This is a genomic window from Gleimia coleocanis DSM 15436 (genome assembly GCF_000159015.1).
In the GTDB taxonomy this organism is placed as follows: Bacteria; Actinomycetota; Actinomycetes; order Actinomycetales; family Actinomycetaceae; genus Gleimia; species Gleimia coleocanis.
Map to the genome: position 1 here is coordinate 36,539 of NZ_DS999541.1, position 24,965 is coordinate 61,503.

24 protein-coding genes and 3 tRNA genes are annotated in these 24,965 nt (G+C 50.9%); 21 read left to right on the plus strand and 6 right to left on the minus strand.

The window, feature by feature from the left end:
* Positions 1–20: 20 nt before the first annotated feature.
* Both HMPREF0044_RS01410 and HMPREF0044_RS01415 read right to left on the minus strand, forming a co-directional pair.
* Positions 21–96, minus strand: a tRNA-Glu gene (locus tag HMPREF0044_RS01410).
* A gap of 34 nt (positions 97–130) precedes the next feature.
* Positions 131–202 (minus strand) — tRNA-Gln (locus tag HMPREF0044_RS01415).
* Positions 203–444: 242 nt separating this feature from the next.
* Between HMPREF0044_RS01415 and HMPREF0044_RS01420 the strand changes: the two genes are divergently transcribed.
* Positions 445–1,005 carry a hypothetical protein gene (locus HMPREF0044_RS01420; RefSeq protein ID WP_006546316.1) on the plus strand — a complete coding sequence of 187 codons (561 nt, stop codon included), beginning with the start codon at positions 445–447 and terminating at the stop codon, positions 1,003–1,005.
* A gap of 276 nt (positions 1,006–1,281) precedes the next feature.
* Positions 1,282–1,563 carry a hypothetical protein gene (locus tag HMPREF0044_RS01425; RefSeq protein ID WP_141553804.1) on the plus strand — a complete coding sequence of 94 codons (282 nt, stop codon included), beginning with the start codon at positions 1,282–1,284 and terminating at the stop codon, positions 1,561–1,563.
* Here HMPREF0044_RS01425 and HMPREF0044_RS01430 read toward each other — a convergent pair.
* Together HMPREF0044_RS01430 and HMPREF0044_RS01435 are read right to left on the minus strand one after the other, a co-directional pair.
* Entirely contained in the window at positions 1,556–2,692 is a 1,137-nt protein-coding gene (locus tag HMPREF0044_RS01430; RefSeq protein ID WP_006546318.1) for a glycosyltransferase family 4 protein, read from the minus strand. The genes HMPREF0044_RS01425 and HMPREF0044_RS01430 overlap by 8 nt on opposite strands.
* Before the next feature lie 6 nt (positions 2,693–2,698).
* Positions 2,699–3,439, minus strand: a complete 741-nt coding sequence (locus tag HMPREF0044_RS01435) for an IclR family transcriptional regulator (protein WP_006546319.1) — start codon at positions 3,437–3,439, stop codon at positions 2,699–2,701.
* Between the two features lie 209 nt (positions 3,440–3,648).
* Between HMPREF0044_RS01435 and murA the strand changes: the two genes are divergently transcribed.
* The 14 genes from murA (at position 3,649) to HMPREF0044_RS01505 (ending at position 18,554) form a co-directional block, all read left to right on the plus strand.
* The gene (gene murA / locus HMPREF0044_RS01440) at positions 3,649–4,971 is read left to right on the plus strand and encodes a UDP-N-acetylglucosamine 1-carboxyvinyltransferase (protein ID WP_040312673.1); all 1,323 of its coding nucleotides are present in this window, start codon (positions 3,649–3,651) and stop codon (positions 4,969–4,971) included.
* Positions 4,972–5,023: 52 nt separating this feature from the next.
* The gene (locus HMPREF0044_RS01445) at positions 5,024–5,743 is read left to right on the plus strand and encodes a lysophospholipid acyltransferase family protein (RefSeq protein ID WP_141553805.1); all 720 of its coding nucleotides are present in this window, start codon (positions 5,024–5,026) and stop codon (positions 5,741–5,743) included.
* A 24-nt stretch (positions 5,744–5,767) separates the two neighbouring features.
* Complete coding sequence (locus HMPREF0044_RS01450) at positions 5,768–6,880, plus strand: D-alanine--D-alanine ligase family protein (RefSeq protein WP_006546322.1); 1,113 nt, start codon at positions 5,768–5,770, stop codon at positions 6,878–6,880.
* 80 nt (positions 6,881–6,960) lie between these two features.
* Entirely contained in the window at positions 6,961–7,872 is a 912-nt protein-coding gene (locus HMPREF0044_RS01455; RefSeq protein WP_006546323.1) for an ATP-grasp domain-containing protein, read from the plus strand.
* A 209-nt stretch (positions 7,873–8,081) separates the two neighbouring features.
* A tRNA-His gene (locus HMPREF0044_RS01460) sits at positions 8,082–8,154 on the plus strand.
* A gap of 396 nt (positions 8,155–8,550) precedes the next feature.
* Positions 8,551–11,790, plus strand: a complete 3,240-nt coding sequence (gene ileS, locus HMPREF0044_RS01465; protein ID WP_006546324.1) for an isoleucine--tRNA ligase — start codon at positions 8,551–8,553, stop codon at positions 11,788–11,790.
* Positions 11,787–13,373, plus strand: coding sequence for a bifunctional folylpolyglutamate synthase/dihydrofolate synthase (locus HMPREF0044_RS01470; RefSeq protein WP_006546325.1), 1,587 nt, complete (start codon positions 11,787–11,789; stop codon positions 13,371–13,373). Before ileS ends, HMPREF0044_RS01470 begins: the two co-directional genes overlap by 4 nt.
* Before the next feature lie 181 nt (positions 13,374–13,554).
* Complete coding sequence (locus HMPREF0044_RS01475) at positions 13,555–13,983, plus strand: hypothetical protein (RefSeq protein WP_006546326.1); 429 nt, start codon at positions 13,555–13,557, stop codon at positions 13,981–13,983.
* Positions 13,984–14,151: 168 nt separating this feature from the next.
* Positions 14,152–15,153 (plus strand): dihydroxyacetone kinase subunit DhaK, encoded by a 1,002-nt coding sequence (gene dhaK / locus HMPREF0044_RS01480; RefSeq protein WP_006546327.1) that lies wholly within the window; start codon positions 14,152–14,154, stop codon positions 15,151–15,153.
* Between the two features lie 3 nt (positions 15,154–15,156).
* Entirely contained in the window at positions 15,157–15,792 is a 636-nt protein-coding gene (gene dhaL / locus HMPREF0044_RS01485) for a dihydroxyacetone kinase subunit DhaL (RefSeq protein ID WP_006546328.1), read from the plus strand.
* A gap of 1 nt (position 15,793) precedes the next feature.
* On the plus strand, positions 15,794–16,477 hold the full coding sequence (dhaM, locus tag HMPREF0044_RS01490) for a dihydroxyacetone kinase phosphoryl donor subunit DhaM (protein ID WP_006546329.1): 684 nt from the start codon (positions 15,794–15,796) through the stop codon (positions 16,475–16,477).
* An 858-nt stretch (positions 16,478–17,335) separates the two neighbouring features.
* Positions 17,336–17,785: a nucleoside-diphosphate kinase gene (ndk, locus tag HMPREF0044_RS01495; protein ID WP_006546330.1), complete on the plus strand. Its 450-nt coding sequence runs from the start codon at positions 17,336–17,338 to the stop codon at positions 17,783–17,785.
* A gap of 113 nt (positions 17,786–17,898) precedes the next feature.
* Positions 17,899–18,222, plus strand: a complete 324-nt coding sequence (locus tag HMPREF0044_RS01500; RefSeq protein ID WP_006546331.1) for a hypothetical protein — start codon at positions 17,899–17,901, stop codon at positions 18,220–18,222.
* Entirely contained in the window at positions 18,207–18,554 is a 348-nt protein-coding gene (locus HMPREF0044_RS01505) for a hypothetical protein (protein ID WP_006546332.1), read from the plus strand. Before HMPREF0044_RS01500 ends, HMPREF0044_RS01505 begins: the two co-directional genes overlap by 16 nt.
* A gap of 114 nt (positions 18,555–18,668) precedes the next feature.
* Here HMPREF0044_RS01505 and HMPREF0044_RS07785 read toward each other — a convergent pair whose 3' ends face one another.
* Positions 18,669–19,109, minus strand: a complete 441-nt coding sequence (locus tag HMPREF0044_RS07785) for a hypothetical protein (protein WP_141553806.1) — start codon at positions 19,107–19,109, stop codon at positions 18,669–18,671.
* Positions 19,110–19,388: 279 nt separating this feature from the next.
* A complete protein-coding gene (locus HMPREF0044_RS01515) occupies positions 19,389–19,913 on the minus strand; it encodes a DUF6318 family protein (RefSeq protein WP_006546334.1) in 525 nt (174 codons plus the stop codon).
* Positions 19,914–20,074: 161 nt separating this feature from the next.
* On the opposite strand from HMPREF0044_RS01515, the gene ftsY reads away from it, so the two are divergent.
* The 5 genes from ftsY (at position 20,075) to HMPREF0044_RS01540 (ending at position 24,913) form a co-directional block, all read left to right on the plus strand.
* The gene (gene ftsY / locus HMPREF0044_RS01520) at positions 20,075–21,253 is read left to right on the plus strand and encodes a signal recognition particle-docking protein FtsY (protein WP_006546335.1); all 1,179 of its coding nucleotides are present in this window, start codon (positions 20,075–20,077) and stop codon (positions 21,251–21,253) included.
* 63 nt (positions 21,254–21,316) lie between these two features.
* Positions 21,317–22,891 (plus strand): signal recognition particle protein, encoded by a 1,575-nt coding sequence (gene ffh / locus HMPREF0044_RS01525; RefSeq protein ID WP_006546336.1) that lies wholly within the window; start codon positions 21,317–21,319, stop codon positions 22,889–22,891.
* Positions 22,891–24,003, plus strand: a complete 1,113-nt coding sequence (locus tag HMPREF0044_RS01530; protein WP_006546337.1) for an amidohydrolase family protein — start codon at positions 22,891–22,893, stop codon at positions 24,001–24,003. The genes ffh and HMPREF0044_RS01530 overlap by 1 nt, the downstream gene beginning before the upstream one ends.
* A 206-nt stretch (positions 24,004–24,209) precedes the next feature.
* Positions 24,210–24,671 (plus strand): 30S ribosomal protein S16, encoded by a 462-nt coding sequence (gene rpsP / locus HMPREF0044_RS01535; protein WP_040312676.1) that lies wholly within the window; start codon positions 24,210–24,212, stop codon positions 24,669–24,671.
* A 2-nt stretch (positions 24,672–24,673) separates the two neighbouring features.
* Complete coding sequence (locus HMPREF0044_RS01540) at positions 24,674–24,913, plus strand: RNA-binding protein (RefSeq protein ID WP_006546339.1); 240 nt, start codon at positions 24,674–24,676, stop codon at positions 24,911–24,913.
* Positions 24,914–24,965 lie beyond the last annotated feature (52 nt).

A 24,965-nucleotide genomic window follows, 5' to 3' on the forward strand; every position in this document is an offset into this window, starting at 1 on the left:
CGGTATTCCGGGCGAAAATGTGGTACTCCCAACGGGATTTGAACCCGTGTCGCCGCCGTGAGAGGGCGGTGTCCTAGGCCGCTAGACGATGGGAGCCTAAGGTGTTAAGTCTAATGACTGAAACACTTCGCTGGGGTACTAGGACTCGAACCTAGACTAAATGAACCAGAATCACTCGTGCTGCCAATTACACCATACCCCATGGTGTGTTCCGCGGGTAAACTCTATAACCCGTGGCACGTTTAATAACTCTACCGGACTTAGCTGGTAACAAGCAAATTGCAAACCTGTGTTCCCAGCCACAGCTTTATTGAGTCAAAGTTAAATTCTGTGTACACAGGCGGTTTATGGCAGTCAAGTTATCCACAAAATGAGAGAGCTGGACTTCACGCCCTCGGGAAAACCCACTAAAGTCAAGGAAAACCCGCAACGAAAGGAAAAACTATGTGGGACTACCCAGACTCAATCAACGCCTACGGAGTCGGCTACGAACTACGCAACTGCGACTTCAACTTCGACCTGGAAACCATCCTGCCGCGCCTGCTACCCGCCAACTACTGCAGTAACGCAAACCCGCAAAAACCCTGGCACCAAGGAAACCTACACGGGCTACTAACCATGGGCGTATGCATCTACACCGGAAACGTCACCGAAAAACTCCTCAGTTTCAAAGAACTCAGCAAACACCTACAAACCGAAGCCCAATCAACTGACTTCCAAATCTATGCGCGCCTCAACCTGCATGAAAAAATCACTGCCGATGGAGGTATCCAGTTAGCACCCAGCCGCTGGCTCAAGGGGCTTTGGAAAGTAACTAACCTGCCCGGGAATAGCGCAGCCTGTTTCTTTGATGAATTTGAAATGAGCCGTATCCTCGCGCAGAAATATGCTGAAACCGGCGTAAACTGGCTGGTGCTTCCGTGGGATGCTGACGCACTCTACCTAGTTAATCCCGCAGAAGTTGACTGGCTCACCCTAACTGAAGCCATGCGGGAAGAACTTTAAATCGAATACCCCAGCCACCTGCTCAACACCGTCACCGACCAATGGAACCTAATCGACGACCCCAGTTTTTGGTTAATCCCACGCTATTCAGCGCTGCGACAGTTCTACATCCTCAACGACGGTGACTGGGCGGAAGTACCACCATTTGGCACAGACTCAGAAACCTCCATCACGTACATTAACTACCGCAGTCAAGCAATCCTGAACACCTACGCGACCGCAGGGATTAAAAATCTAACACCGCACTATATTTTGCATCTGGATGAACTTAGCCTAGTGGTCGCAGAAATTAAAGTAGGGGAGCCAGTTCTGCTTCCACGCTGTGACTGGGTTTCCCTGCCAGACGCGCCCACGCCCCTTTGCAAACTCGGAGCATTAGAAGCAGTTCTAGGGATCAAGTTGGAACCCACCCCAGATTCCAGCCCGGCTCTCATGCAAATCCCTGCTTTAACCCGGCGTCAGATTAAAAAGCTACAGCGCCTGGACCAGTGGAAAATTGTTGAAGCCTGCGAAGCTGCGACGAAAGCCCTGCGAGAATATGAGCGTTACGCTAGTTAAACACAGTATGGTAAGCCTGCAAATACGCGGGAAGTTGTGCCTCCCAAGAAAGATTTACAGGAGTATTCGCAGCATTATGTTGCAGTTCCCGAAGCTTTTCAGGATGAGTTTGGAACTCTTCTAAAACCTGAGGTAAAGACGCGTCACTTTCTAACGCAATCCCGTCAAAACCATCAGTTATGAAATCCCCAATACCGTTACCGCGCCGGAATAACACCGGCAAGCCAGCGGCACGCGCTTCTAACGCAGCGATTCCAAAAGCTTCAAACTCTACTAACGACACGAAACAATCTGCCTCAGCATAAGCAGCTGCTAAACGGTAGGCAGAAACTGCTCCGGCAAAATGAATGCTTTTATCCGCGTAGCGGGCTGCTTTGGCAGTGAGCGTCGCTTGCGAAGCGCCACCCCCATACACAGTGAGTTCCCAAGGGCGGGTAGGGAAAACCTCTAAGAGAGGAGCAATGCGTTTGCGTTTGGAAAGCCGCGCAGCCGTAACTGCTTTAAAACTACGGTTTTTAGACTTAGGGAACTCTGCAAGAGTTAAGGCTCTTTTCTGTCGCACTGCTTCCCAGTGAGATAAATCCACAGGATTAGGCAACACCAGGGGAGCCTGCTCCTGTGCGAAAGCCCCAGCGGCAGCGCACTTTACTAAAGCCCCACAGGCAGCATTGGAAACCGCACTGAAGTTAAAACCAGCCCGCAACCACTTACTGAAAGGAACATAAAACCGATACCAAGAAATAGCATCACCCAAATGCGAATGCCAGGTTACTAACGCCCGCTTACCTAACGAAACACACAAATCAGCAGCAAGCTTCGCGAAAGGAGACACCATTCCAAAATGAATATGGATAACCTCTGCCCAGCGCAAATGCGGATCTAAAAGTGGTTTAGCAAAAGGATTAAACGGAAGCCCCAGCGTCCACTTAGTGTCGAAACGGAAAATTTCATACGCTAAGTTTTGGCAACCGCCCTTGGGAAAAGGAAAAGACGCATTCCCAACTGCCGTCGTAGTGAGAACCCGCACCTCATGCCCAGCCTGCGCTAGAGCATCCGCCAACTGCGCGACATGAGTTTCAATCCCCCCAACGCGCGGTAAAAAACAGTCTGAAACCAGTGCGATCCGCACGAAAGCCTACAAGCCAGCTTCTTCAGCGCGACGCAAGAACTCAGACAAACGGTTAGCAGCAGCCACCACCGAAGGACCAAACTGGCGACCCGGCTGGCGTCCCATGCGCTCAATCGGACCAGAAATAGATAGTGCCGCAATCACCTTGCCACCCGGGCCGCGCACTGGAGCAGAAACGGAAGCAACCCCTTCTTCACGTTCGCCCACCGACTGAGCCCAGCCACGGCGGCGGACAGAAGAAAGCATAGTCGCATTGAAAGAAGCCCCGTATAAACCACGGTGCAGGCGGTCGGGTTCTTCCCACGCCAAAAGAATCTGAGAAGCGGAACCCACCTTCATAGAGAGGGTCGCACCAACTGGAATGGAATCACGTAGCCCCATTTGCCGTTCTGCAGCTGCCACACAGATCCGCTGGTCGCCTTGCGCGCGGAAAAGTTGGGTGGATTCCTTAGTGTGGTCACGTAACGCTACAAGCACAGGAGTTGCGGAAGCCAACAGCCGGTCCTCGCCAGCTACGGAAGCAAGTTCATTTAAACGTGGCCCTAAAACAAAACGACCTTGCATATCGCGGGCTACGAACCTGTGGTGTTCGAGCGCAACAGCAAGGCGGTGGGCGGTAGGGCGCGCCAGCTCGGTAGCTGCAACTAACTGAGCTAGGGTAGCGGGCCCGCTTTCTAAAGCAGAGAGAACTAAGGCGGCTTTATCAAGAACGCCTACACCAGAACCGGTTGATACTTCTTCCTCCATATAGGAAATTATGCCATCTCACTTTTCGAGATGACAAATCTTTTTTCTAAATCAACTTAAATTTTTCAATTTCCGAGGGCATTTAAGAAACCCTGTAAAGGATGAGAAAAAACTAACGAATGTTAAGAGGGAAGTTTCTAGATGTAAACGCTACTCTAAGAGACAGAGTAGAATCAGTTATTAGAACTGAAATTTTAAGGAAAGAGACTATGGAACGCATTCTGCGGGTAAACGGCGGCAAGCCCCTAAATGGTGAAATCACCGTCCGAGGCGCGAAAAACTTCGTCCCTAAAGCAATGGTGGCATCCCTGCTAGGTAACAAACCTTCAGTACTATCAAACGTGCCGCTCATCCGCGACGTTGACGTAGTCTCAGAACTCCTCAGCCTACACGGCGTCCACGTAAACTACGACCAGGGTTCCGGCACTCTGCAGCTAGACCCATCCAACGTAGAAACCGCTCACGTAGCTGACATTGACGCCTTGGCTGGTTCCTCACGTATTCCAATTCTCTTCTGTGGTCCGTTGCTACACCGCCTGGGTGAAGCCTTCATCCCAGACTTAGGTGGCTGCAACATTGGCGGTCGCCCGATTGACTTCCACCTGGAAACCCTACGTGCTTTCGGTGCGCGCGTTGAAAAACTAGAAGGCGGGATTCGCCTATCTGCTCCAGACGGCCTACACGGCACCAAGATTCACCTGCCATTCCCATCCGTAGGTGCTACGGAACAAACCCTGCTCACAGCAGTCATGGCAGAAGGGCTGACGGAACTCAGCGGCGCAGCAATCGAACCTGAAATCATGGACCTCATTAACGTACTCCAAAAGATGGGTGCGATTATGAGCGTCGATACTGACCGTACAATCCGCATCGAAGGCGTTAAGGAACTTGGAGGTTTCGTACACACCTCCCTCCCAGACCGCATCGAAGCAGCCTCTTGGGCGTCCGCCGCACTCGCAACTCGTGGGAACATTTTCGTCAGAGGCGCACACCAGCCAGACATGACTACCTTCCTTAACACCTACCGTAAAGTTGGGGGAGCCTTCGATATCTCTGACGAAGGCATTCGTTTTTGGCATCCAGGTGGCGAACTAAACTCCATCGTTTTAGAAACCAACGTACACCCAGGTTTCATGACTGACTGGCAACAACCACTGGTAGTGGCTCTCACTCAAGCGCAGGGGCTGTCAATCGTTCACGAAACCGTCTACGAAAACCGCTTAGGTTTCACCCGCGCACTGAAAGAAATGGGCGCAAACATTCAAACCTACCGTGAATGCCTTGGCGGCTTACAGTGTCGCTTCGGGCAGAGAAACTTCACGCACTCTGCAGTTATTTCTGGTCCAACTCCTCTGCGAGGCGCAGAAATTACCGTTCCAGATCTGCGTGGGGGATTCTCTTACCTGATTGCCGCTTTGGCTGCCGAAGGCGAATCTCAAGTACACGGCATTGACGTAATTTCACGCGGCTATGAACACTTCATCACCAAACTACGCGCCCTAAACGCTGACGTAGAGTTAATTACCCGCTGAAAACAGGGTTAAGCACTAACTGGGTAGAAACCAGAAGAGGAAGGGGGAAACGGTGAGTAAACCACCTGAAGGAATGTACAAATTTGTACTAACTGCCTGTCGTCCACTCGTTTATGCAATCACTAAGCGCAACTGGTCCGGACAGGAAAATTTCCCTAAAAACCAGCCGTTCATTGTCATCATGAACCACGTAACCGAAGCAGACGCGTTCCTGGTTATGCATTTCATCGCTGACGAAGGACATGCAGTGCGCGCCCTCGCGAAAGATTCCCTCTTCCGCGTGCCGGTACTAAAGACCATTCTGTCCAAATCTGGAATGGTACCTGTCGCTCGTGGAACCTCCCGCAGTGGGGAAGCCTTAGAAGCCGCTAAACGTGCGATCGCAGCCGGTGAATCCATTGCATTTTTCCCAGAGGGAACTCTCACACAAGACCCAGATTTATGGCCAATGCAATTCAAAACTGGAGCTGCACGCCTGGCTTTAGCAACAGGAGCACCAGTCATTCCAGTCGCACACTGGGGTGGGCACAACATCATGCACCGCTTCCGTAACTCGCTGGCAAATATTTGGAAACGTCATGATATCCACGTAATGGCTGGCCCAGCGATTGATCTAAGCGACCTCAACCATGATTCTGAAGACCGTGAAACAGTAGCGGAAGCGAACCGTCGTATGGAAACGGCTATACGTGAAATGGTGGCGCAACTGCGTGGCGAGCCTGTACCAACTCAAGTGTGGGATCCGAAAACTTCCGCTTATATTCCACTGTAATAAACCACAGAAAAGGTGAGTGAAATGACTGAAAACACTGTAAAGACTCGCGTTATGCTACTTTTTGGTGGTCGCAGTGGGGAACACATGATTTCTTGTGCTACTGCTTCTGCGGTGATGGCAGCGATTGATCGGGAACGTTTTGAAGTAGTCCCAGTTGGCATTACTTTAGAAGGACAATGGGTGCCTGCGCTGGATGATCCACAGCACTATGCGTTAAAGGACGGAGAAGGTGCGTTTGTGGAGGCACAGGGCACTCAGGTGGCGTTTTTAGCGGGCACCAACCGACTGGTGGAATTTTCTGCTTCGAACCCGGAAGTTTTTAAAGATTTGGGTGAAGTTGATGTAGTTTTCCCACTGTTGCATGGCCCTTTTGGGGAAGACGGTACTATCCAGGGGTTGTTGGATACCGCGGACGTGCGTTACGTTGGTTGCGGTTTGACGGCTTCTGCGGCGGGAATGGATAAGCATTTAACAAAGACGATTATCCAGCAGGCGGGGATTCCAGTTGGTCGTTGGGAACTCATTACTGATCGTCAATGGTTGCAAGATCGTGAGGGCTGCTTGGAACGTATTAAGGCTTTAGGGGAGGTTGTTTTCGTGAAGCCTAACCGGGCTGGGTCTTCTGTGGGAATTACTCGCGTAGCTGATTTTACGCAGTTGGAAGCGGCGGTTGAGGAAGCGCGTCGGCATGATCCACGTGTGATTGTAGAGGCAGCAACTCCGGGTCGTGAGTTGGAATGTGGTGTCTTGGAATTCTTAGATGGTCCACGTGCTTCTGCTGTTGGTGAGATTACGGTTAGTGGCGCAGATTTTTATGATTTTGAAACTAAGTACCAAGATCCGGATGCAGTTTCTCTTTCCATTCCTGCTGATATTCCCGAGGGCGTGCGAATGCGTCTGCAGGAAGCGGCGGTGAAGGTTTTTGACGCTTTGGGATGTGAAGGGTTGTCTCGAGTAGACTTCTTCTACAATGAGGAAACTGATGAGCTGTCCCTGAATGAAATTAATACGATGCCGGGCTTTACTCCGTTTTCTATGTATCCAACGATGTGGCAGCAGCAGGGGCTTTCCTATCCAGAGTTGGTTACGCATCTGATTGACATGGCGCTTACTCGTCGTGTTGGACTGCGCTAAGCTAGTATTAAATGCTTTTACAATAGGACGATTGGGTTAAAAATAGCTTAATGTGTAGCTATTTAAACTAAGGTAGAGATATGAAACCACGCGTAACGCTTGTAACCTCGAAAGAAATGCCAAACCTATATTCAGATGAAGCTGGTCTGGTTGACCTGCTAGCTGAACGAGGCTGTGACCCACAGATTAAATGCTGGGATGACCCAGAAGTAGACTGGGCTGAAGCTGGTCTGGTAGTGATCCGTTCTGTATCTGACTACGCAACTCGTCGTGAAGAATTTTTAGCTTGGGCGCGTTCTGTCCCACGTCTACTTAATCATCCTGACGTGTTGGAATGGAACACTGATAAGCATTATCTGCAGGTATTGGAAAAGTATGGTTTGCCAATTATTCCAACTACTTGGATTGAGGTGAGGGACAACCTTTCCAAGCACCGTGTGCATTCTCGTTTCCCCGCTTTACAAGACTTCGTTATTAAACCAGCGGTTTCTTCTGGTCTGCGAGATATTGGTCGTTACTCTGCGATTAAGCCAGCTTCCCGTCAGGCAGCCGTTCTGCACGTGATGGATCTGCTGGAAAGTGGTCGTGACGTCATGTTGCAGCGTTACCGTGAAGAAATTGATACTCAGGGCGAAATATCCCTAGTGTTCTTTAATGGTTTGGTTTCTCACGCTGTAGAAAAGAAAGCAATGCTGCACCCAGCTGAGGTGACTGACGCAGCAATGCATGAAACCCTCTCTGTAGCACGTGAAGCAACCGCTGAAGAATGGGCTTGGGGTGAGCAGATTCGCCGTGCCGTACACGCTTACGTGAAGGAACGTCTGGGTCGGGACGAGCAGTTCTTGTTTAATCGGGTTGATATCGTTCCTGACGGTAAGGGGTCTTTCATGGTGATGGAGGTTTCCCTGGTGGACGCTCAGCTTTACTTGAACTCTTCCCCGGAGGCATTGCGTAACTTCGCCGACGCGATTTCTGTGCGTGCTCACTGGTGAGTTTGCCTTGCTTTTGAAGTGGCGGGAGGTGTTCCTCCCGCCACTTTTGTTCTGTGGACTTTGCGTGCGAAATCAAGTTCACGCGCAGGGGAAACGTGGGAAAGCAAGTTCGCGCGCAGATATTGAGTAATGCAGGTAACAGAGTGGATAATTTGTGTTTCTAAATAGAAACCTGCTAATCTTTTATCTGTTGTCACAAAACAACGATGGTGGCTGTAGTTCAGCTGGTAGAGCACCTGGTTGTGGTCCAGGACGTCGCGGGTTCGAGTCCCGTCAGCCACCCGGCTAATCGCCTCAGAGAAATCTGAGGCGATTTTTCATTACGGAGAATGTTCTGCGGTTGCTGAACTAAACCAAAAGTCGCTAAGATAAAACTGGTTATGACTCGGCCAGTATGACTAACACCCACACTGGGTATCACCGACGAGCCTCTGGAAGAACAGCGAAGTAGCGCAGATAGTTCTGAAAAACAGCAACTCTGCCAAACCACAACGCCAATTAGAACCAGACGGGTAAGCCCGAAACAGCTGTCATTAAGCGGCTTTTGTGAAACTGCAGAAGCAAGCGAGGTGGTACCGCGCAGCGATACTGATACCAGTACGCGACGTCCTCGGAAAAGAAGAATAAGCGCAAACGCTGGCAGGCTAACAAGCCCGCCCTACCGAGGACGAAAAAGGAATGACACAGAACACTTCCGCTCAATACCCGTTGCACCGCGACGGAACAGTAGAAGCTGCCCCATCTTTCCCACAGCTAGAAGAAGCAACCCTGGCTTACTGGAAAGCAAACGATACCTTCAAGCGTTCCATTAGTAACCGTCCCGCGGGCGAAAACGGCGCTAACGAATTCGTATTCTACGACGGCCCTCCATTCGCAAACGGCCTGCCACACTACGGACACCTGCTTACCGGCTATGTAAAAGACCTGGTCGGACGTTACCGCACCATGCACGGACAACACGTCGAACGACGATTCGGCTGGGACACCCACGGGCTGCCAGCAGAACTCGAAGCAGAACGAATCCTAGGCATCACAGATAAGTCCCAAATCGAAGGTGAAGGCGGCATCGGCATCGGTGCTTTCAACGACGCCTGTAGAACCTCTGTCATGCGCTACACCAAAGAATGGCAGGAATACATTACCCGCCAGGCACGCTGGGTAGACTTCGAAAACGACTATAAGACCATGGACTTGGACTACATGGAGTCCGTCATCTGGGCATTCAAGACCCTCTACGACAAGGGCCTAGCATACGAAGGACACCGCGTACTTCCATACTGTTGGAATGACCAAACTCCACTGTCCAACCACGAGCTAAAAATGGATGACGACGTCTACCAAGACCGTCAGGACAACACCGTCACCGTCGGCTTGCGCCTGGAAACCGGAGAACTGGCACTAATCTGGACCACCACTCCATGGACCTTGCCTTCTAACCTGGCAATCGCTGTTGGTCCAGACGTAGATTACGTCACCGTAGAACCAACCGAAGGCGTACTGGCTGGCGAAAAGGTAATCCTGGCACAGGCACTACTGGCATCCTACGCGCGTGAACTTGGTGAAGAACCAACCGTCGTAGCCCAATGCAAGGGTAAAGACCTGGTGGGCCGCGCATACGCCCCAATCTTTGACTACTTCGTTGGCAAGGACGACAAAGTACCTGGACCAAACGCATGGCACATCATCCCAGGTGACTTCGTAACCACTGAAGATGGTACTGGTCTGGTCCACATTGCACCAGCATTCGGTGAAGACGATATGAATATCTGTGTTGACGCGCAGATTCTGCCAGTCGTCCCAGTAGACGACGGTGGTCGTTTCACCGCGGAAGTTTCAGACTACGTAGGGCAGCAGGTATTCGACGCCAACAAGCAGATCATCACTGACCTGCGTGACGGTTCCGGTCCGCTGAGCCGCCGCCCAGAGAACGAACGTGCCGTGCTGGTACGCCAGGCATCCTACGTACACTCTTACCCACACTGTTGGCGTTGCCGTCAGCCACTCATCTACCGTGCAGTTGGCTCATGGTTCGTAGCAGTCACCAAGTTCCGTGACCGCATGGTTGAACTCAACCAGGACATCCGTTGGGTACCAGACCACATCAAGGACGGTCAGTTCGGTAAGTGGCTGGAAGGTGCCCGTGACTGGTCAATTTCCCGTAACCGCTTCTGGGGTTCCCCAATCCCAGTGTGGAAGTCAGATAACCCAGAATACCCACGCGTAGACGTTTACGGCTCTATCGCAGAACTGGAAGCTGACTTTGGCGTAGAGGTAAAGGACCTGCACCGTCCATTCATTGACTCCCTGGTACGACCAAACCCAGACGATCCAACCGGAAAGTCTATGATGCGTCGTATCCCAGACGTGCTTGACTGCTGGTTCGACTCTGGTTCCATGCCATTCGCGCAGGTACACTACCCATTTGAAAACCAGGAGTGGTTCGAAAACCACTACCCAGGTGACTTCATTGTGGAATACATCGGTCAGACTCGTGGCTGGTTCTACACCCTGCACGTACTGGCAACCGCGCTGTTTGACCGACCAGCGTTCCGTAACTGTATTTCCCACGGTATCGTTTTAGGCGACGACGGACGCAAGATGTCTAAGTCCCTGCGTAACTACCCAGACGTAAACGGCGTATTCAACGACTATGGTTCTGACGCAATGCGTTGGTTCCTGATGTCCAGCCCAATCGTGCGTGGTGGTAACCTCATCGTTGCAGAACAGGGTATTCGCGACACTGTCCGCCAGATTCTGCTCCCAATGTGGAACTCCTACTACTTCTTTACCCTCTACGCAGGTACCTGCAACAGCGGTGGAGGCTATGTAGCAAAGGAAATCGGCTTTGACGATGCTACGCGTGTAGCCGGACTGCCAGTAATGGACCGTTACTTGCTGGCTCGTACCCGTGAACTAGCTGCCGCTGTTGCACAGTCCATGGAAGCCTTCGATATTCCAGGTGCCTGTGGTCTAATCCGTGAACACTTGGATCTGCTGACCAACTGGTACGTGCGTACTTCCCGTCAGCGTTTCTGGGATGAAGATAAGGACGCATTCGACACCTTATTCACCGCCCTCGAAGTACTGATGCGCGTCTCCGCACCATTCCTACCACTGCTGTCTGAAGAAATCTGGCGTGGCCTGACCGGTGGCGAATCCGTCCACCTCACCGACTACCCAGTAATCGGGGAAGCCTGGGCTGATGATGCTCTGGTTGCCACCATGGATGAAACTCGCGCAGTAGTTTCTGCCGCTCACTCTCTGCGTAAGGCAGAAAAGATTCGCGTGCGTCAGCCACTGCACACTCTCACCGTGGTTTCCGAACTGGCTTCTGAGCTAGCTCCATACGCTTCCTTGATTGCTTCCGAAGTAAACGTTAAGGAAGTTAAGCTGCAGTCCCCAGACGAATCCGGTCTAAAGGTAAGCGAAGAACTGTTGCTGAACCCACGCGAATTCCCACCAGCTGTTCGTAAGCTAACTTCTAAGCTATTCGCAGCTCAAAAGAGTGGTGCTTGGGAAGTTGACGGCGACGCAGTGGTCTTCCCAGGAATCGACGTTGACGGTGTCCCAGCTCGCCTGGAAGCCGGACAATTCAGCCTGTCTACTAAGGTTGAAGCAGCTGAAGGTACTTCCGCAGCTGTACTATCCTCTGGTTCCTTCATTGTCTTGGATACCACTTTGGATGAAGCCCTGATCGCAGAGGGTTACGCACGTGACGTTATCCGCGCAGTTCAGGATGAACGTAAGGCAGCTGATCTGTACGTTGCAGACCGTATTAAGTTGGAACTGGGTGTTCCAGCTGACTGCGTAGCAGCTGTTGAAACTCACCTGGAAATGATTAAGGAAGACACCCTGGCACTGGAAGCAACGGTTTCAGTGGCCGAGGAACTGACTGTGAAAGTTGAGAAACTCGCTTGAGCAAAGACTTTACTGAACCAGGCGCTGGTTTAGATCCAGAAATGCTGGGCTACCTGGCACAAACGGTTGAGCAAGAGGAAACAACTCCAGCTGAAATCGTCGATGAGGTTTTGAATCGCGACGTTCAGGCAGAGTTGGAAGCCTTTTTCAACGAACACCGTTTTGGCATTCCCGAGGACGATTTGGACGATGACTCAGAAGAAGTCGTGCGCCCACAGACTTCTCTAATGTCAAAGCAGGAAGCTGCCCAGGTGGAAGCCGATTACTTAGCTTTGCAAGAAGCTATTTTGACGCGGACTCCGGAGCATAAGTTTGAACCAACTTTGGATCGAATGCTTATGGCATTCAACCTCTTAGGGGATCCGCAGTTAAGCTACCGTAGCGTACACGTAACTGGTACGAACGGTAAGACTTCAACTTCACGGATGATTTCTGCTTTGCTGCAGGCATCAGGACGTAAGGTTGGGCGTTACACCAGCCCACACCTAACTTCCATGAAGGAACGCATTTGCGTTAATGAGGAGCCCATCAGTGAGCGTCAGTTCTTGGAAGCCTATGCTGATGTAGCTCCATACATTGGCATGGTGGATGAGCTGGGGCGTCGCAATAACGGTCCACAGATGTCTTTCTTTGAAGTATTCACAGTCACGGGGCTAGCTGCTTTTGCGGATATTCCAGTTGATGCGGCAGTAGTTGAAGTTGGCATCGGCGGTGAATGGGATGCTACTAACGTAATTAATGCTGAGGTAGCAGTATTTACTCCGATTGGGGTAGACCATGAAGCCTACTTGGGTCCGACTGCTGAGAGTGCTGCGCGCATTAAGTCTGGCATTATGAAGCCGGGTGCGATTGCGGTTTCTGCACCGCAGGAACCTGAGGTTGAAGCAGTTTTGCGAGCTAAAGCTGCGGAAGTGGGCGCAGTTATTCGCTTCATCGGCCAGGAAGTGCAGTTGCTAGACCGTAAGGTGGCTGTGGGTGGTCAGGTGATTACCGTGCAGACCTCGGCTGCGGTTTACCAGGATATTTTCGTGCCGTTGCATGGTGAACATCAGGCGCAGAACGCTACTTTAGCGTTGGCGGCGTTGGAAGCTTTCAATGGTGGTCGCGCGTTGGAAGACCGGATTGTGGAGGAAGGCTTTGCGATGAGCACTTCTCCAGGTCGGTTGGAAGTTGTGCGTACTTCACCTTCAATTTTGGTCGATGCTGCGCATAATCCGCATGGTGCAAGTGCTTTGGCGGCTGCTTTGCAGGAGTCTTTCGACTATTCGCATATCGTGGGTGTTTATTCGGCTATGGCTGATAAACAGGTGGAAGCGGTTTTGGCTGAGATGGAACCTATTTTGGATGAAATCGTGATTACCGGTATGAATTCTGCGCGTGCGATGGACGTTGAAGAGCTTGCTGAGGTTGCTCGTGACGTGTTTGGTGAGGATCGCGTGCACGTAGAACGAAAGCTACTGGATGCGGTTGATAAGGCGGTTGAGCTTAGTGATGCGACGCTTGATCCGGCAACTTCAACTGGTGTGGTGGTTTTCGGTTCAGTGGTATTGGCTGGTAGCGCGCGTGAGTTGCTTTTGAAGTAGCGGTTTGTTTTAAGGGGCGCCCTCGGGAATGTTTTCCGAGGGCGTTCTTTTAATGTTTTCGTACGGTTTTAGTCGATTAATTCGGTAAACTGTCTAAAAGTGTTGGAAACTAATGCTTTTGAAATGTAGGTAGATCGTTTTACAAGAAAACTGTCTATTTTGTGTATGGTAAGGGGGAAATGTGCGGGGGTTTAAGGTTTTTAACTTCGCCATCAGCTTACTGGTGGGCGTGCCTCTAATGGTTGTAATCGTTAGTTTCTTTCTAGTCACCAACGGAGGCGCCAATATTGGAGCTGGGGTTGCCTTCTTCATAGGCCCAGTTTTATGGGGAATCATTGCTTTACTGTGGCTAATATATTTCGCAAGATTGAGACCAGTCTCCGTTAAATCTGAGCAACCACCAAGACTACTTGAAATCATGCGTTACGTTGGCTTAGGGGCTTTAGCTTTCGCAGTGGTTTGCGCGATTTACGGTTATGCGCAGCTTTATCAAACTTCCCCAAATATTAAACCGATTATCTACTGGGAGTTCTTAGCATTAGGAATCATTGCTTACTGGCTGGTATATCACCTGGTTAAACGCCAGGTTTTGGGGAAACAGTGCAAGTAGCTAACTTAACTTGAACATCCGCCTAAAGTCCCGCTTGCCATTGGCAGGTGGGGCTTAGTTATGCAAAACTTGAAAGTGTGAGCTGGATTAAAAAATACGCCAGTTCGCTCATAGACCCCAAAGCTTTAACCGTCGAAGGCGACGTGGAAAATAAAAGAAGGAGCCAAAATGAAGAAGCTGGTAAACGACGTTCATAACGTAGTGAAAGAAACCCTGGAAGGCTTCGAAGCAGCCCACGCAGATGTAGTCACCGTACACTACGACCCAGACTTCATCACCCGTACCGTTAAGAAAGAAACCGGCAAGGTAGGTTTGATTTCCGGTGGTGGCTCCGGACACGAGCCACTACACGGTGGATTCGTAGGCTACGGCATGCTCGACGCAGCCGTACCAGGCGCAGTATTCACCTCTCCAACCCCAGACCCAATCGTCGAAGCCACCAAGGCAGCAGACCACGGAGCAGGTGTACTCCACATCGTAAAGAACTACACCGGTGACGTCCTCAACTTTGAAACTGCCGCAGAACTATGCGACATGGAAGACATCAAGGTAGCCACCGTTATCACCAACGACGACGTTGCTGTAGAAGACTCTCTCTACACTGCGGGTCGCCGTGGCGTAGCCGGTACCTTCTTCGTAGAAAAGATTGCTGGTGCAGCCGCAGAACGTGGCGACGACCTGGAAACCGTCCGTGCGATTGCACAAAAGGTAAACGACAACACCCGTTCCATGGGCTTGGCACTGGGCGCATGTACTGTCCCACACGCTGGTAAGCCATCCTTTGAACTGGATGAAACTGAAGTGGAAATGGGCATCGGTATTCACGGTGAACCAGGCTATCGTCGTATCCCAATGGCACCTGCAGACGTACTCACCGAAGAAATGTACGAAAAGATTAAGGCAGACCTGCCATTCGCAGAAGGCGACGAAGTAATCGTCTTAGTAAACGGCATGGGTGGCACCCCGGTTTCCGAACTTTACATCGTAAACCGTAAGGTACATGAACTGCTTAAGCGCGATGGAATCACCCCGGTGCGCACCCTGGTAGGCAACTACGTTACCTCCCTGGAAATGCCAGGTTGCTCCATCAGCTTGCTGAAGGTCCACGACGATGTTGTGGAACTCTTTGACGCACCAGTAAACACTGTTGCATACCGGAAAGGAATGTAATCAATGACTTTGAATACTCAGTGGGCCCTGCAGTGGATCCGCAACTGTCAGAAGGAAGTTCACGCAAACCGTGACTACCTGATTGACCTGGACCGCGAAATCGGTGACGGCGACCACGGTGAAAACCTAGATCGTGGTTTCACTGCTGTAGTCACCTCTTTGGAAACCACTGAAACTCCTGACATTGCAGCAGTTCTGAAGCTGGTTGCAAAGACCCTGATGTCCACTGTCGGTGGTGCTGCTGGCCCGTTGTACGGCACAGCATTCTTACGAGCTGCTGGCAAGTGTGCGAAAGAAGAACTGGAACCAGCAGACGTCGCTGAATTTATCGAGGGTGGACTGGGCGGCATCCAGGCGCGTGGTAAAGCCACCACCGGTGAAAAGACTATGGTTGATGTTTGGACTCCAGCTTTAGAAGCCGCTAAAGCTGCAGCAGCGAACGGAGCATCCGCCGTTGAAACCCTGGAAGCAGCTGCTTTAGCTGCTCGAGCTGGGGCTGAAGCAACCCTGGAGATGAAGGCAACGAAGGGGCGGGCATCCTACCTGGGAGAACGCTCAATCGGTCACCTAGATCCTGGTTCGGTATCTTCTGCAATCATCTTCGAACAGGCTGTTAAAGCTGCTAAGGCAGGAGCATAAAATGGCTAACACTGCTCTGGTAATCGTTTCACACTCAGTTGGTTTAGCTGCCGGAGTTACTGAAGTTGCTCAGCAGATGGCACCAGACGTGCTGATTCTTCCTGCCGGAGGAACCGACGAAGGTGGAGTCGGCACCAGCTTCGACAAAATCGACGCTGCCGTTAATGAAGCGATTGCCAGTGGGGAAGTAGTAATTCTGTCTGACCTGGGATCAGCCACAATGACCGTGGAAAACGTCTTAGAATTCTTAGACGATGACCGAGCACAATGGGTGGATGGACCACTGGTAGAAGGCGCTGTCCTGGCAGCAGTAGCTGCCCAGCAAGGCGGCGACTTAGTAACCGTGATTAACGCTGTTAAAGAAGCAGCCACGCAGTGGGATTATGCTTCAAACGGAGAGGTGGAAGAAACGCCCTCGGGAGCAGAATCTGCAACCTTGCCAACAGACGCAACCACTGCAACCGTAGTGCTCGCTGACCCAGATGGTCTGCACGCCCGCCCAGCCGCCATGGTTGCTCGCGCCGCCAGCGGTAAAGACGCACAAGTAACCGTCAACGGCGTGGACGCACGGTCTGTACTGGCACTAATGGGACTTGGAGCAAAGTACGGTGACACCGTTACCGTTGCCGCAACTGGACCTGACGCGGCCCTGGCAATCGAAGCGGTAGTTAAAGAACTCAGCTAACGAAATAGATAGTTAAGCCCTCCAAGAAAAGTTGGAGGGCTTAACTATTAGAATCCTTTGGAAACAACTTAGCCAAATCGCAGCGTAACGTGAATTCCAGTAACTATGTTCAGAGCCAGATAATGTACTTCAAACCGCAAATAGTTAACCGCGCTGAAACACAGTAAAATCCTTAAAATGCTGCTAACACCACTTCCTATCAGCAAATTCTCACCCTGATTATCCAGGAAACGCCAATGCATAATCTTAAAACTAAGGTCCAGACTGGATGGCTGGCGCATAAAAAATAACTCATGCCATTAAAACCCAAGCTCTACTACAATCACCCTACCCAGGCGAATTTTCTATTGCAAAACCCAGCAAAATCACCTATGAGACTTTACTAAGCGTGGTGAAGAACGACAGCTAGAATCAGAAAGATTGGGAAACAGCTAGACAAAACAATAGTTATGCTTAGAGATTTCCGGGTGCATTCGTCAGGGAAACATTAGCATAATCCACCAGGTGAAAATATCTCCATAAGATTGCACGCACTGTATAAAACAGAGTGCGTATGCAGAGTAGGAGCCCCGGTTAAACCAGCCGCTTCATAGATAAATTTCAGTAGTTAGAACCCAGAAGGGACATGCGCGCTATGTTTACTATTTCCTTAGCATCCCACCTATTTCTGCAGCTGATAGCGTAACGAGCAACATTGTTAGAGACCCATCGAAGTCCAGTAATATTCCAAGGAAGAAAAGTTATGGTTGTCTAAAGATCCACTCTAAGGAAAACAAAACCATGTGTCTAAAGACCGAATTAAGGCGAAAATAAGCCGGTACACTAAAGGCAAGATAAACCATCTTCAAAGGAGAAAAAATGAGCCGTCCATTCTTTGACGAAACCCGCCAACACACTCTGATTGTAGTGAAGCCAGACGGTTACGCTCGCGGGCTAACCGGCGAAGTAATCCGTCGCATCGAACGCAAAGGCTACAAAGTAGTAGCACTAAAGCTCATGCAGGCATCTAAAGAACTACTCACCGCACACTACACTGAGCTGGTAGAACGCCCATTCTTCCCAGACATCGTTGAATACATGACTTCTGGTCCAGTGGTAGCAATGGTCGTAGAAGGCGACCGCGTCATTGAAGGCATGCGCGTAATCATGGGGCCAACTGACCCAACTGTGGCTCCTGCAGGTACTATCCGTGGCGACCTGGGACGAGACTGGAACTCAGGCAATATTGAAAACATTGTGCATGGTTCCGACTGCCCAGAAAACGCTGAACGTGAAATCGGCCTGTGGTTCCCTGAACTAACCGCCTGAGCTTTCTAACTTCAACTAACGCGCGAACTTAAGTTCGCGCGTTTTTGTTGCATGGGAACTAGAGCTCGCATGTTTCCGCAGTGAATTACAGCGTCTCATTGTAGAATGAATCCGTGGTTAAACTGATTATTATCTTCTGTTTCGTAATGGGCTTAAGCCTGCTGCTTGCAGTAGGCATCATTCTAAGTATGCTGGTAAGCCGACGTACCCTACGCGGCTGGCAAGAGCATTACACTGCTGAAAATCGCCAGTGGAAACAACAGGATGAAGAAGGAATCGTTTACGCTTCTGTTACCCCTGAACAAGCTGATTTCTATGACATTGTCGATGAGTCTACCGAAGGCTCCGGTTATCTGGCAGCTGAAGAACTAACTCTGCCGGAACAAATCACCCGTCGTACTATCAAAAACCCTGAAGACAAATGGAAAGAAATCTGACAGCAGCAGAAGCCGCAGTATTAGAAGTTCTCTTACTGAACGCCAGCTCCGACCAAGAAACTGAGCCAACCGCGGAATTACGCAACCAGTGGGTAGCACAAATTCCAAATTTGCAGGTAGTCCATGAATGTGGATGCGGAGCCTGTCCAACCATCGATTTCACCGATCCGAAAGCGAAATTTAACCACCGGATTGTGCTCAGTGCTTTTGACGATACTCAAGGTGCGGGGATTCTAGTATTCATCGACGATAACCAGCTTTCCTGTTTGGAAGTGTATCCCTCAGCAAATGAAGCTGCTGAGCTACCGGCGGTAGAAAATATTAGCTTTTAACCCATTGTTTTTGCTGGCGGGAGGATTTTTAGCTCTTCCTCCCGTAGTGTCTGAAAACTATATTTTTCATAATTTGCGGGAGGATTTTTAATAAAAATTCTCCCGCAGTATTAATTAGTTTTCTAGGGCGGTGAGGTCTTGGTGGGCTTTGAGGATTTCGAGTTTTAGTGGTGGGCTTTGGGTTTGGTGGGTTCCGTTGAAGCGTAGGGTTATGTTGTTTAAGGTTACTTCCGCGTCCCAGGTGGTAGTGAGTGTTGGGTAGTAGATGCCGGTTTTGTCGTAGGGGTGGGTTACTGTCTGGTTGGGGTAGGGGCTGCCGGGGTCTTGGGTTTGTAGTTGGGTGCCGCCTCCGAAGTTGTAGGTGTAGGATTGGGGGATCCATTTGATGTTTACGTTGCCGAGTTCGGAGTCTAGGGTTTGGGTTTGTGGGGTAGGGGTGGTGGTGAGTAGGTGGAGTTCGTATCCGTCGGGTGAGTAACCATGAAACTGATCAGAACGACCCGTATAAACAACACCAGTCTTATCAGTAGAATCATCTTGTGAATTCTTAGGCACTTCTACTGCTAGGGCGGAATAAGAAAAGGTAATGGTAAACGTAAGCGAAAAAATCACCGCAAGCGGAGCATACTTTTTCATTTTAATGCTCCAAATTTGCCGCAACTACAACCCATTTACCATTAGCGAATGCGAAACTTACACGCTTAACAAGTGTTTCCGCAGGGATAGTTTCTAATGTCATAGTCGGAGCTGTGTAACCAAGATATTTGGAGACATCGGATGAAATCCGGAATGATATTTCACCGGGGTTTTCAACGCCGTCAGGAATGCCTACACCTAGAACCGTGACATTCGTTTCGTTGTAGTTAGCCAACCATTCTTTGTTTGTTTCGTTTTCTGGATTGCTGCAACCATTTTGTTGCACATATCTGATGCTTCGCTACAGGTTTCCCCCAGGTATGTATGGTCACCGGTTGTGAATGCGTATGTGATTAGTTCTTGCAGGTAGATTGCTACTGCTTCAGCACCTTCTTGGGTGTGTTCGTAGCCTTTGGCGGGGTATTCAGGTTTAGGGTACTTCAGGTTCGCAGCTGGTCGTGGCAGTGGTTTCGTAGCTTTCCACACGTTAGGGTCATCGGTGGGTTTAAGGACTCCCGTGTCTTTCCACGCTTGAATCTGCTCATCAACGGTGGCGTATTCTTTAGACTGGGTTTCATCCTGGTTTTCAGGTTTGTCTATTACCTTGTTGTGTTCAACAACAGGGTGTTTGTCAGCGGAGTCTGAGGTACCGCAGGCTGTTAAAGAAACGGGTGTGGCGACTAGTAGCAGTGCTAGTAGTGCGGGGAGAGGGTTTTTACGCATGTCATCTTCCTTGAGTACATGTTGTTACCTATTACTTTAAGGTTATTACGTGTAGGCATAAAGTGAAACCAGATTCAAAAACCTGTGGATAAGCTAAGGAATGGTTAAGCACCACAAAACTTAACCTATCGATACAGCAGAGGTTTAGTATCATTGACAGTATGACTGAATTTCTGACTTCAACTCTTGCAATCATTATTTACGTTGTGCTTGGCTTAGCTGCCGTAGCTGGCGTGGGCTTTGCTGTCGCTAAATCCCGTAAGGAACTACCTCCAGCACCGCAGCGACCACAGCTGGAAACTCCTAAAGCTTCAGAAACTCACGGAGAAGCTGCAGAGGGCGCCCTCGAAAATGTGGAAACGGTGGACGCACCCGTTGAAGCAGAACCAGAATACGACAAACCAGAAACTGCCGTGGGACGCATGGAACGTCTGCGTTCTCGCCTGGCAGGATCCGGACGCCTGGGTGCCACCCTGCTGGCAATTCTTTCCAAGGGCGATCTGTCTGAAGCCGACTGGGAAGAATTTGAAGACACCCTGCTCATGGCTGACCTGGGGCTCGACGCAACTGAAGAAATCCTGGGGAATCTGCGTAAAGCCGTGCAGGTAAAGAACACCACTGACCCAGCGGAAGTTAAAGAACTGCTGCGTGCAGAGCTTCTAAAGCAGGTAAATCCAGAACTTGACCGTTCTCTGAACCTCTCAGTCACCGAAACCGCAGAAGGAAAGCGTCACCCAGCGGTAGTGCTGATGGTAGGTGTAAACGGTACGGGTAAGACCACCACAGTGGGTAAACTAGCGCGTCTGTTCGTTGCAGAAGATCGCAAGGTAGTACTGGGTGCTGCAGACACATTCCGCGCTGCCGCCGCAGAACAGCTCACCACCTGGGGCGACCGCGTTGGGATTGAAACCGTCCGCTCTGAGCAAGAAGGCGCAGACCCAGCTTCCGTCGCATTCGATGCCGTAAAACGCGGTCAAGAAGTAGAAGCAGACGTAGTACTGGTGGATACTGCTGGTCGCTTGCAAAACAAGTCCACCCTCATGGATGAGCTTGGGAAAGTAAAACGCGTAATGGAAAAACGCGGTCCAGTTTCCGAAGTACTACTGGTATTGGACGCTACCACCGGACAGAACGGTTTACGCCAGGCACAAGTATTCGCAGAAGTAGTAGATGTAACCGGCGTAGTACTCACTAAACTAGACGGTTCCGCAAAAGGCGGGGTAGTAGTCTCCGTACAGCGTGAGCTGGGCGTGCCAGTGAAGCTTGTTGGTCTGGGTGAAGGCGCTGATGACTTAGCGCCATTTAACCCAGCAGACTTCGTCGACGCAATCCTCAATTAACCGCTAGAATCTAACGTAGCGAAGTAAGCGCGTAAGCGACCAGAACAACTAAAGGCTTAACCAGTGTTTCAGAACCTCTCAGATAAACTAACGGACTCATTTAAAAAACTACGTGGCAAAGGTGTCATCACCGAAGCTGATATTGACGCAACCGCTTCAGAGATTCGTCGCGCCCTTTTGGATGCTGACGTAGCTCTGCCAGTAGTGCGTCAATTCGTATCCGCAGTTAAAGAAAAAGCACTGGGCGCAACTGTTACCCAAGGTCTGAAACCAGGCCAGCAGGTAGTGCGTGTAGTACACGACGAACTGGTTGAAATCCTCGGTGGTGAAACTCGCGAACTGCACTTTGCACAGCGCGGACCAACGATTTTCATGCTGGCTGGTCTGCAAGGTGCCGGTAAGACTACTTTGGCAGGTAAACTCGCGAAATGGATGCGTTCTGAGAATAAGCGCGTCCTGCTAGTCGCAGCTGACTTGCAGCGTCCAAATGCGGTAAATCAGCTGCAGGTAATGGGACAGCGAGCCGGCGTGGAAGTTTGGGCTCCGGAACCCGGTAACGGTGTGGGCGACCCCGTACAGGTAGCGCGCACTGGTGTAAACCACGCAATCGAAAACGGATTTGACCTGGTAATCGTTGATACTGCCGGTCGTCTGGGCATCGATGAAGAAATGATGCAACAGGCTCGTAATATCCGCGAAGCCATCAACCCACATGAAGTGCTGTTCGTACTTGATGCCATGGTTGGTCAAGACGCGGTGCAGACCTCTGTTGCTTTCCGCGACGGCGTAGGCTTCACCGGTGTCGTTCTTTCCAAGCTGGATGGTGACGCTCGTGGTGGTGCGGCACTTTCTGTACGTGGTGTTACCGGGCAGCCAATCCTCTTTGCTTCCACCGGTGAAGGCCTGGATGATTTTGAACGTTTCCACCCTGATCGTATGGCCAGCCGAATTCTGGACATGGGTGATATTCTCACGCTGATTGAACAGGCTGAGAAGAAGATTGATCAGGCGCAGGCGCAGGAAGTTGCTGAAAAAGCACTGTCTGGTGGTTTAACCCTAGATGACTTCCTCACCCAGTTGCAGCAGATTCGTAAGCTCGGCTCCATGAAGAAAATCTTGGGGATGCTGCCAGGGGTGGGACAGTTTAAAGACCAGTTGGATAACTTCGATGAAAAAGAAGTTAACCGGATTGAAGCTATCGTGCGTTCTATGACCCCAGCTGAACGCCGTGACGTGCGTTTGCTGAATGGTTCCCGTCGTGCGCGTATTGCTGCGGGCTCTGGTACTACCGTAGCGGAAGTAAACGCTTTGGTTAAGCGTTTTGAAGCTGCCCGGGAAATGATGAAGCGCATGGGTGGCATGGCCGGTGGTGGCATGGGCGGTTTCCCAGGTATGGGTAACTTACCTGGCTCCGGTAAGCGTTCTAAGGCTCGTCAACCAAAGGCTGCGAAGAAGAAGTCCAAGAGTAAGGTATCTGGCAACCCAGCGAAGCGTCGTGAAGCTGAGCTTGGCTCCATGATTCCAGCTGAACACCGCGCTGGTTCTGCGTTTGGTGCGCCTACACAGGCAGTGCCAGAGTCTCGTCCATCTTTAGATGAACTGCCAGACGATATTAAGCGTATGTTGGGTGGTCTGTAGTGCGTTTACGCGGACAAGCCCTGTGGAGATCCCCTGCGGTAGCGGGGGATTCCCCATTTTCTGCGCCTGCCCCAGAATGGGTAGCAGGAGATTTCGAGATTCGTGAGGGGCACATTTATCAGGTGCCGGCGACGGGTAGCGCAGATGTGGAAGGTTGGATTGTTCCTGGTTTAGTTGATGTGCACTGCCATATCGGCATTAAGCAGGGTGGATTCGCTAACCCAGATGAGATGTTGGAACAGGCTCGCATAAATCACCGAGCTGGTGTGCTTTTAGTACGTGACTGTGGCAGCCCTAGTGATAACTCGCATGTGCGTGACCGCGCTGATACGGTGCGTTTGGTACGTGCTGGGCGGCATTTGGCGAAGCCGAAGCGTTACATTCGCGGGTCTGCTCTTGAGTTGGTAACTGATGCGCAACTGCCTGCCGTGATGCTTGCGCAGGCACGGGCGGGTGACGGCTGGGTGAAGCTAGTGGGGGACTGGATTGACCGTGCGGATGGGGCTGAGTCCGATTTGCGTCCGCTGTGGGATGGTGCGGCTTTGCGTGAGGGCGTGGCGGCTGTGCATGAAGTTGGCGGCCGCGTCACGGTACATTCATTCGCGCATGCGACGATTGACGCGTTGCTGGACGCGGGGGTGGACTGTATTGAGCATGGCACGGGTATGGATTCTGATCAGATTCGCCAGGCTGCTGCGCAGGGGATTGCGATTACGCCAACTTTGTTGCAGGTAGCTTTATTTGATCAGTTTGCGGCGCAGGCGGGGGATAAGTTCCCAGTTTATCGTGACCATATGTTGGGTTTGCAGGCTCGTCATGAGCAAGTTTTGGCTGATTTTTTGGATGCTGGAGTACAGCTTTTGCCGGGGACGGATGCGGGTGGTTTTCAACCGCATGGGTTGCTTCCACAGGAGTTGTTGCGTTGGCGTGAGCTTGGTTTGTCGGATGCGCAGATTTTGGATTTGGGTTCTTGGCGGGCGCGGGATTATTTGGGTTTCCCTTCTCTTTCCGAGGGCGCAATGGCGGATCTTGTCGTTTATGCTTCGAACCCGGCAGCGGATATTTCTGTACTGGCACGGCCGATTTTCACGAATTTGGGTGTAACCGGGTAATTGGTGAGCAATCCCACCTTAATATCTGGTTGGCTTTTTTGAAAAAGACTTTGGGTTTTAGCTAGAAATCTGGCAAAATAGATTGTTGTACTCGAAGTATATAGACCCTCTCTCTATAGGACTTCGCGTCCGGGAATCATTTTGATATCCATGACCCCCGGATTGATACATGATTCCAAAACTAATAATGAGGAGTGACCACTAAAGTGGCAGTTCGTATTCGACTCAAGCGAATGGGTAAGATCCACGCACCTTTCTACCGCGTGGTAGTAGTTGACCAGCGTAAGAAGCGCGATGGTCGCGTAATTGAAGAAATCGGTATTTACGATCCAACTCGTACTCCATCCGTCATCGAAATCAAGGGTGACCGTGCACAGTACTGGTTGGGCGTTGGCGCACAGCCATCCGATCAGGTTCTGAACCTGCTGAAGCTGACCGGTGACTGGGCAGCTCACAAGGGTGTTAAGAACCCTGTTTCTCGCGTGAAGTACGCTTCCACCGACGCTGAAGCAGCTGCTAAGGCAGTTAAGGCTGCTGAAGAAGAAGCTATTAAGCGTAAGGCAGAAGCTGCTGAAGCTAAGGCTAAGGAAGAAGCTGAAAAGGCTGCAGCTGCTGAAGCAGAAGCAGTTGAAGAAGTAGCTGAAGAAGCTCCAGCTGAGGAAGCCTGAGCATGTTAGCTGACGCACTTGAGCATTTGGTAAGCGGGATTGTAGATAATCCTGAGGACGTAGAAGTTACCTCCCGTTCTATGCGACGTGGACAGCTTCTGGAAGTCCGTGTGAATCCAGATGACTTGGGCCGTGTAATCGGTCGTAACGGTCGTACAGCACGGGCACTGCGCTCAGTTATTTCTGCGCTTTCAACTCGAGGACCGGTTCGAGTAGACGTAATCGATACCGATCGGGACTAAACCTTGAGTTTTAGGGCGGTGTGGGGAAGCCTCACACCGCCCTAAAGCATAT

What these genes read in the sequence shown, in the direction of transcription:
- HMPREF0044_RS01420 (WP_006546316.1), top strand. Translation starts at nt 445, where the DNA reads ATGTGGGACTACCCAGACTCAATCAACGCCTACGGAGTCGGCTACGAA.
- HMPREF0044_RS01435 (WP_006546319.1), bottom strand. Translation starts at nt 3,439, where the DNA reads ATGGAGGAAGAAGTATCAACCGGTTCTGGTGTAGGCGTTCTTGATAAA.
- murA (WP_040312673.1), top strand. Translation starts at nt 3,649, where the DNA reads ATGGAACGCATTCTGCGGGTAAACGGCGGCAAGCCCCTAAATGGTGAA.
- HMPREF0044_RS01450 (WP_006546322.1), top strand. Translation starts at nt 5,768, where the DNA reads ATGACTGAAAACACTGTAAAGACTCGCGTTATGCTACTTTTTGGTGGT.
- HMPREF0044_RS01455 (WP_006546323.1), top strand. Translation starts at nt 6,961, where the DNA reads ATGAAACCACGCGTAACGCTTGTAACCTCGAAAGAAATGCCAAACCTA.
- ileS (WP_006546324.1), top strand. Translation starts at nt 8,551, where the DNA reads ATGACACAGAACACTTCCGCTCAATACCCGTTGCACCGCGACGGAACA.
- dhaK (WP_006546327.1), top strand. Translation starts at nt 14,152, where the DNA reads ATGAAGAAGCTGGTAAACGACGTTCATAACGTAGTGAAAGAAACCCTG.
- dhaL (WP_006546328.1), top strand. Translation starts at nt 15,157, where the DNA reads ATGACTTTGAATACTCAGTGGGCCCTGCAGTGGATCCGCAACTGTCAG.
- dhaM (WP_006546329.1), top strand. Translation starts at nt 15,794, where the DNA reads ATGGCTAACACTGCTCTGGTAATCGTTTCACACTCAGTTGGTTTAGCT.
- ndk (WP_006546330.1), top strand. Translation starts at nt 17,336, where the DNA reads ATGAGCCGTCCATTCTTTGACGAAACCCGCCAACACACTCTGATTGTA.
- HMPREF0044_RS01505 (WP_006546332.1), top strand. Translation starts at nt 18,207, where the DNA reads ATGGAAAGAAATCTGACAGCAGCAGAAGCCGCAGTATTAGAAGTTCTC.
- HMPREF0044_RS01515 (WP_006546334.1), bottom strand. Translation starts at nt 19,913, where the DNA reads ATGCGTAAAAACCCTCTCCCCGCACTACTAGCACTGCTACTAGTCGCC.
- ftsY (WP_006546335.1), top strand. Translation starts at nt 20,075, where the DNA reads ATGACTGAATTTCTGACTTCAACTCTTGCAATCATTATTTACGTTGTG.
- HMPREF0044_RS01540 (WP_006546339.1), top strand. Translation starts at nt 24,674, where the DNA reads ATGTTAGCTGACGCACTTGAGCATTTGGTAAGCGGGATTGTAGATAAT.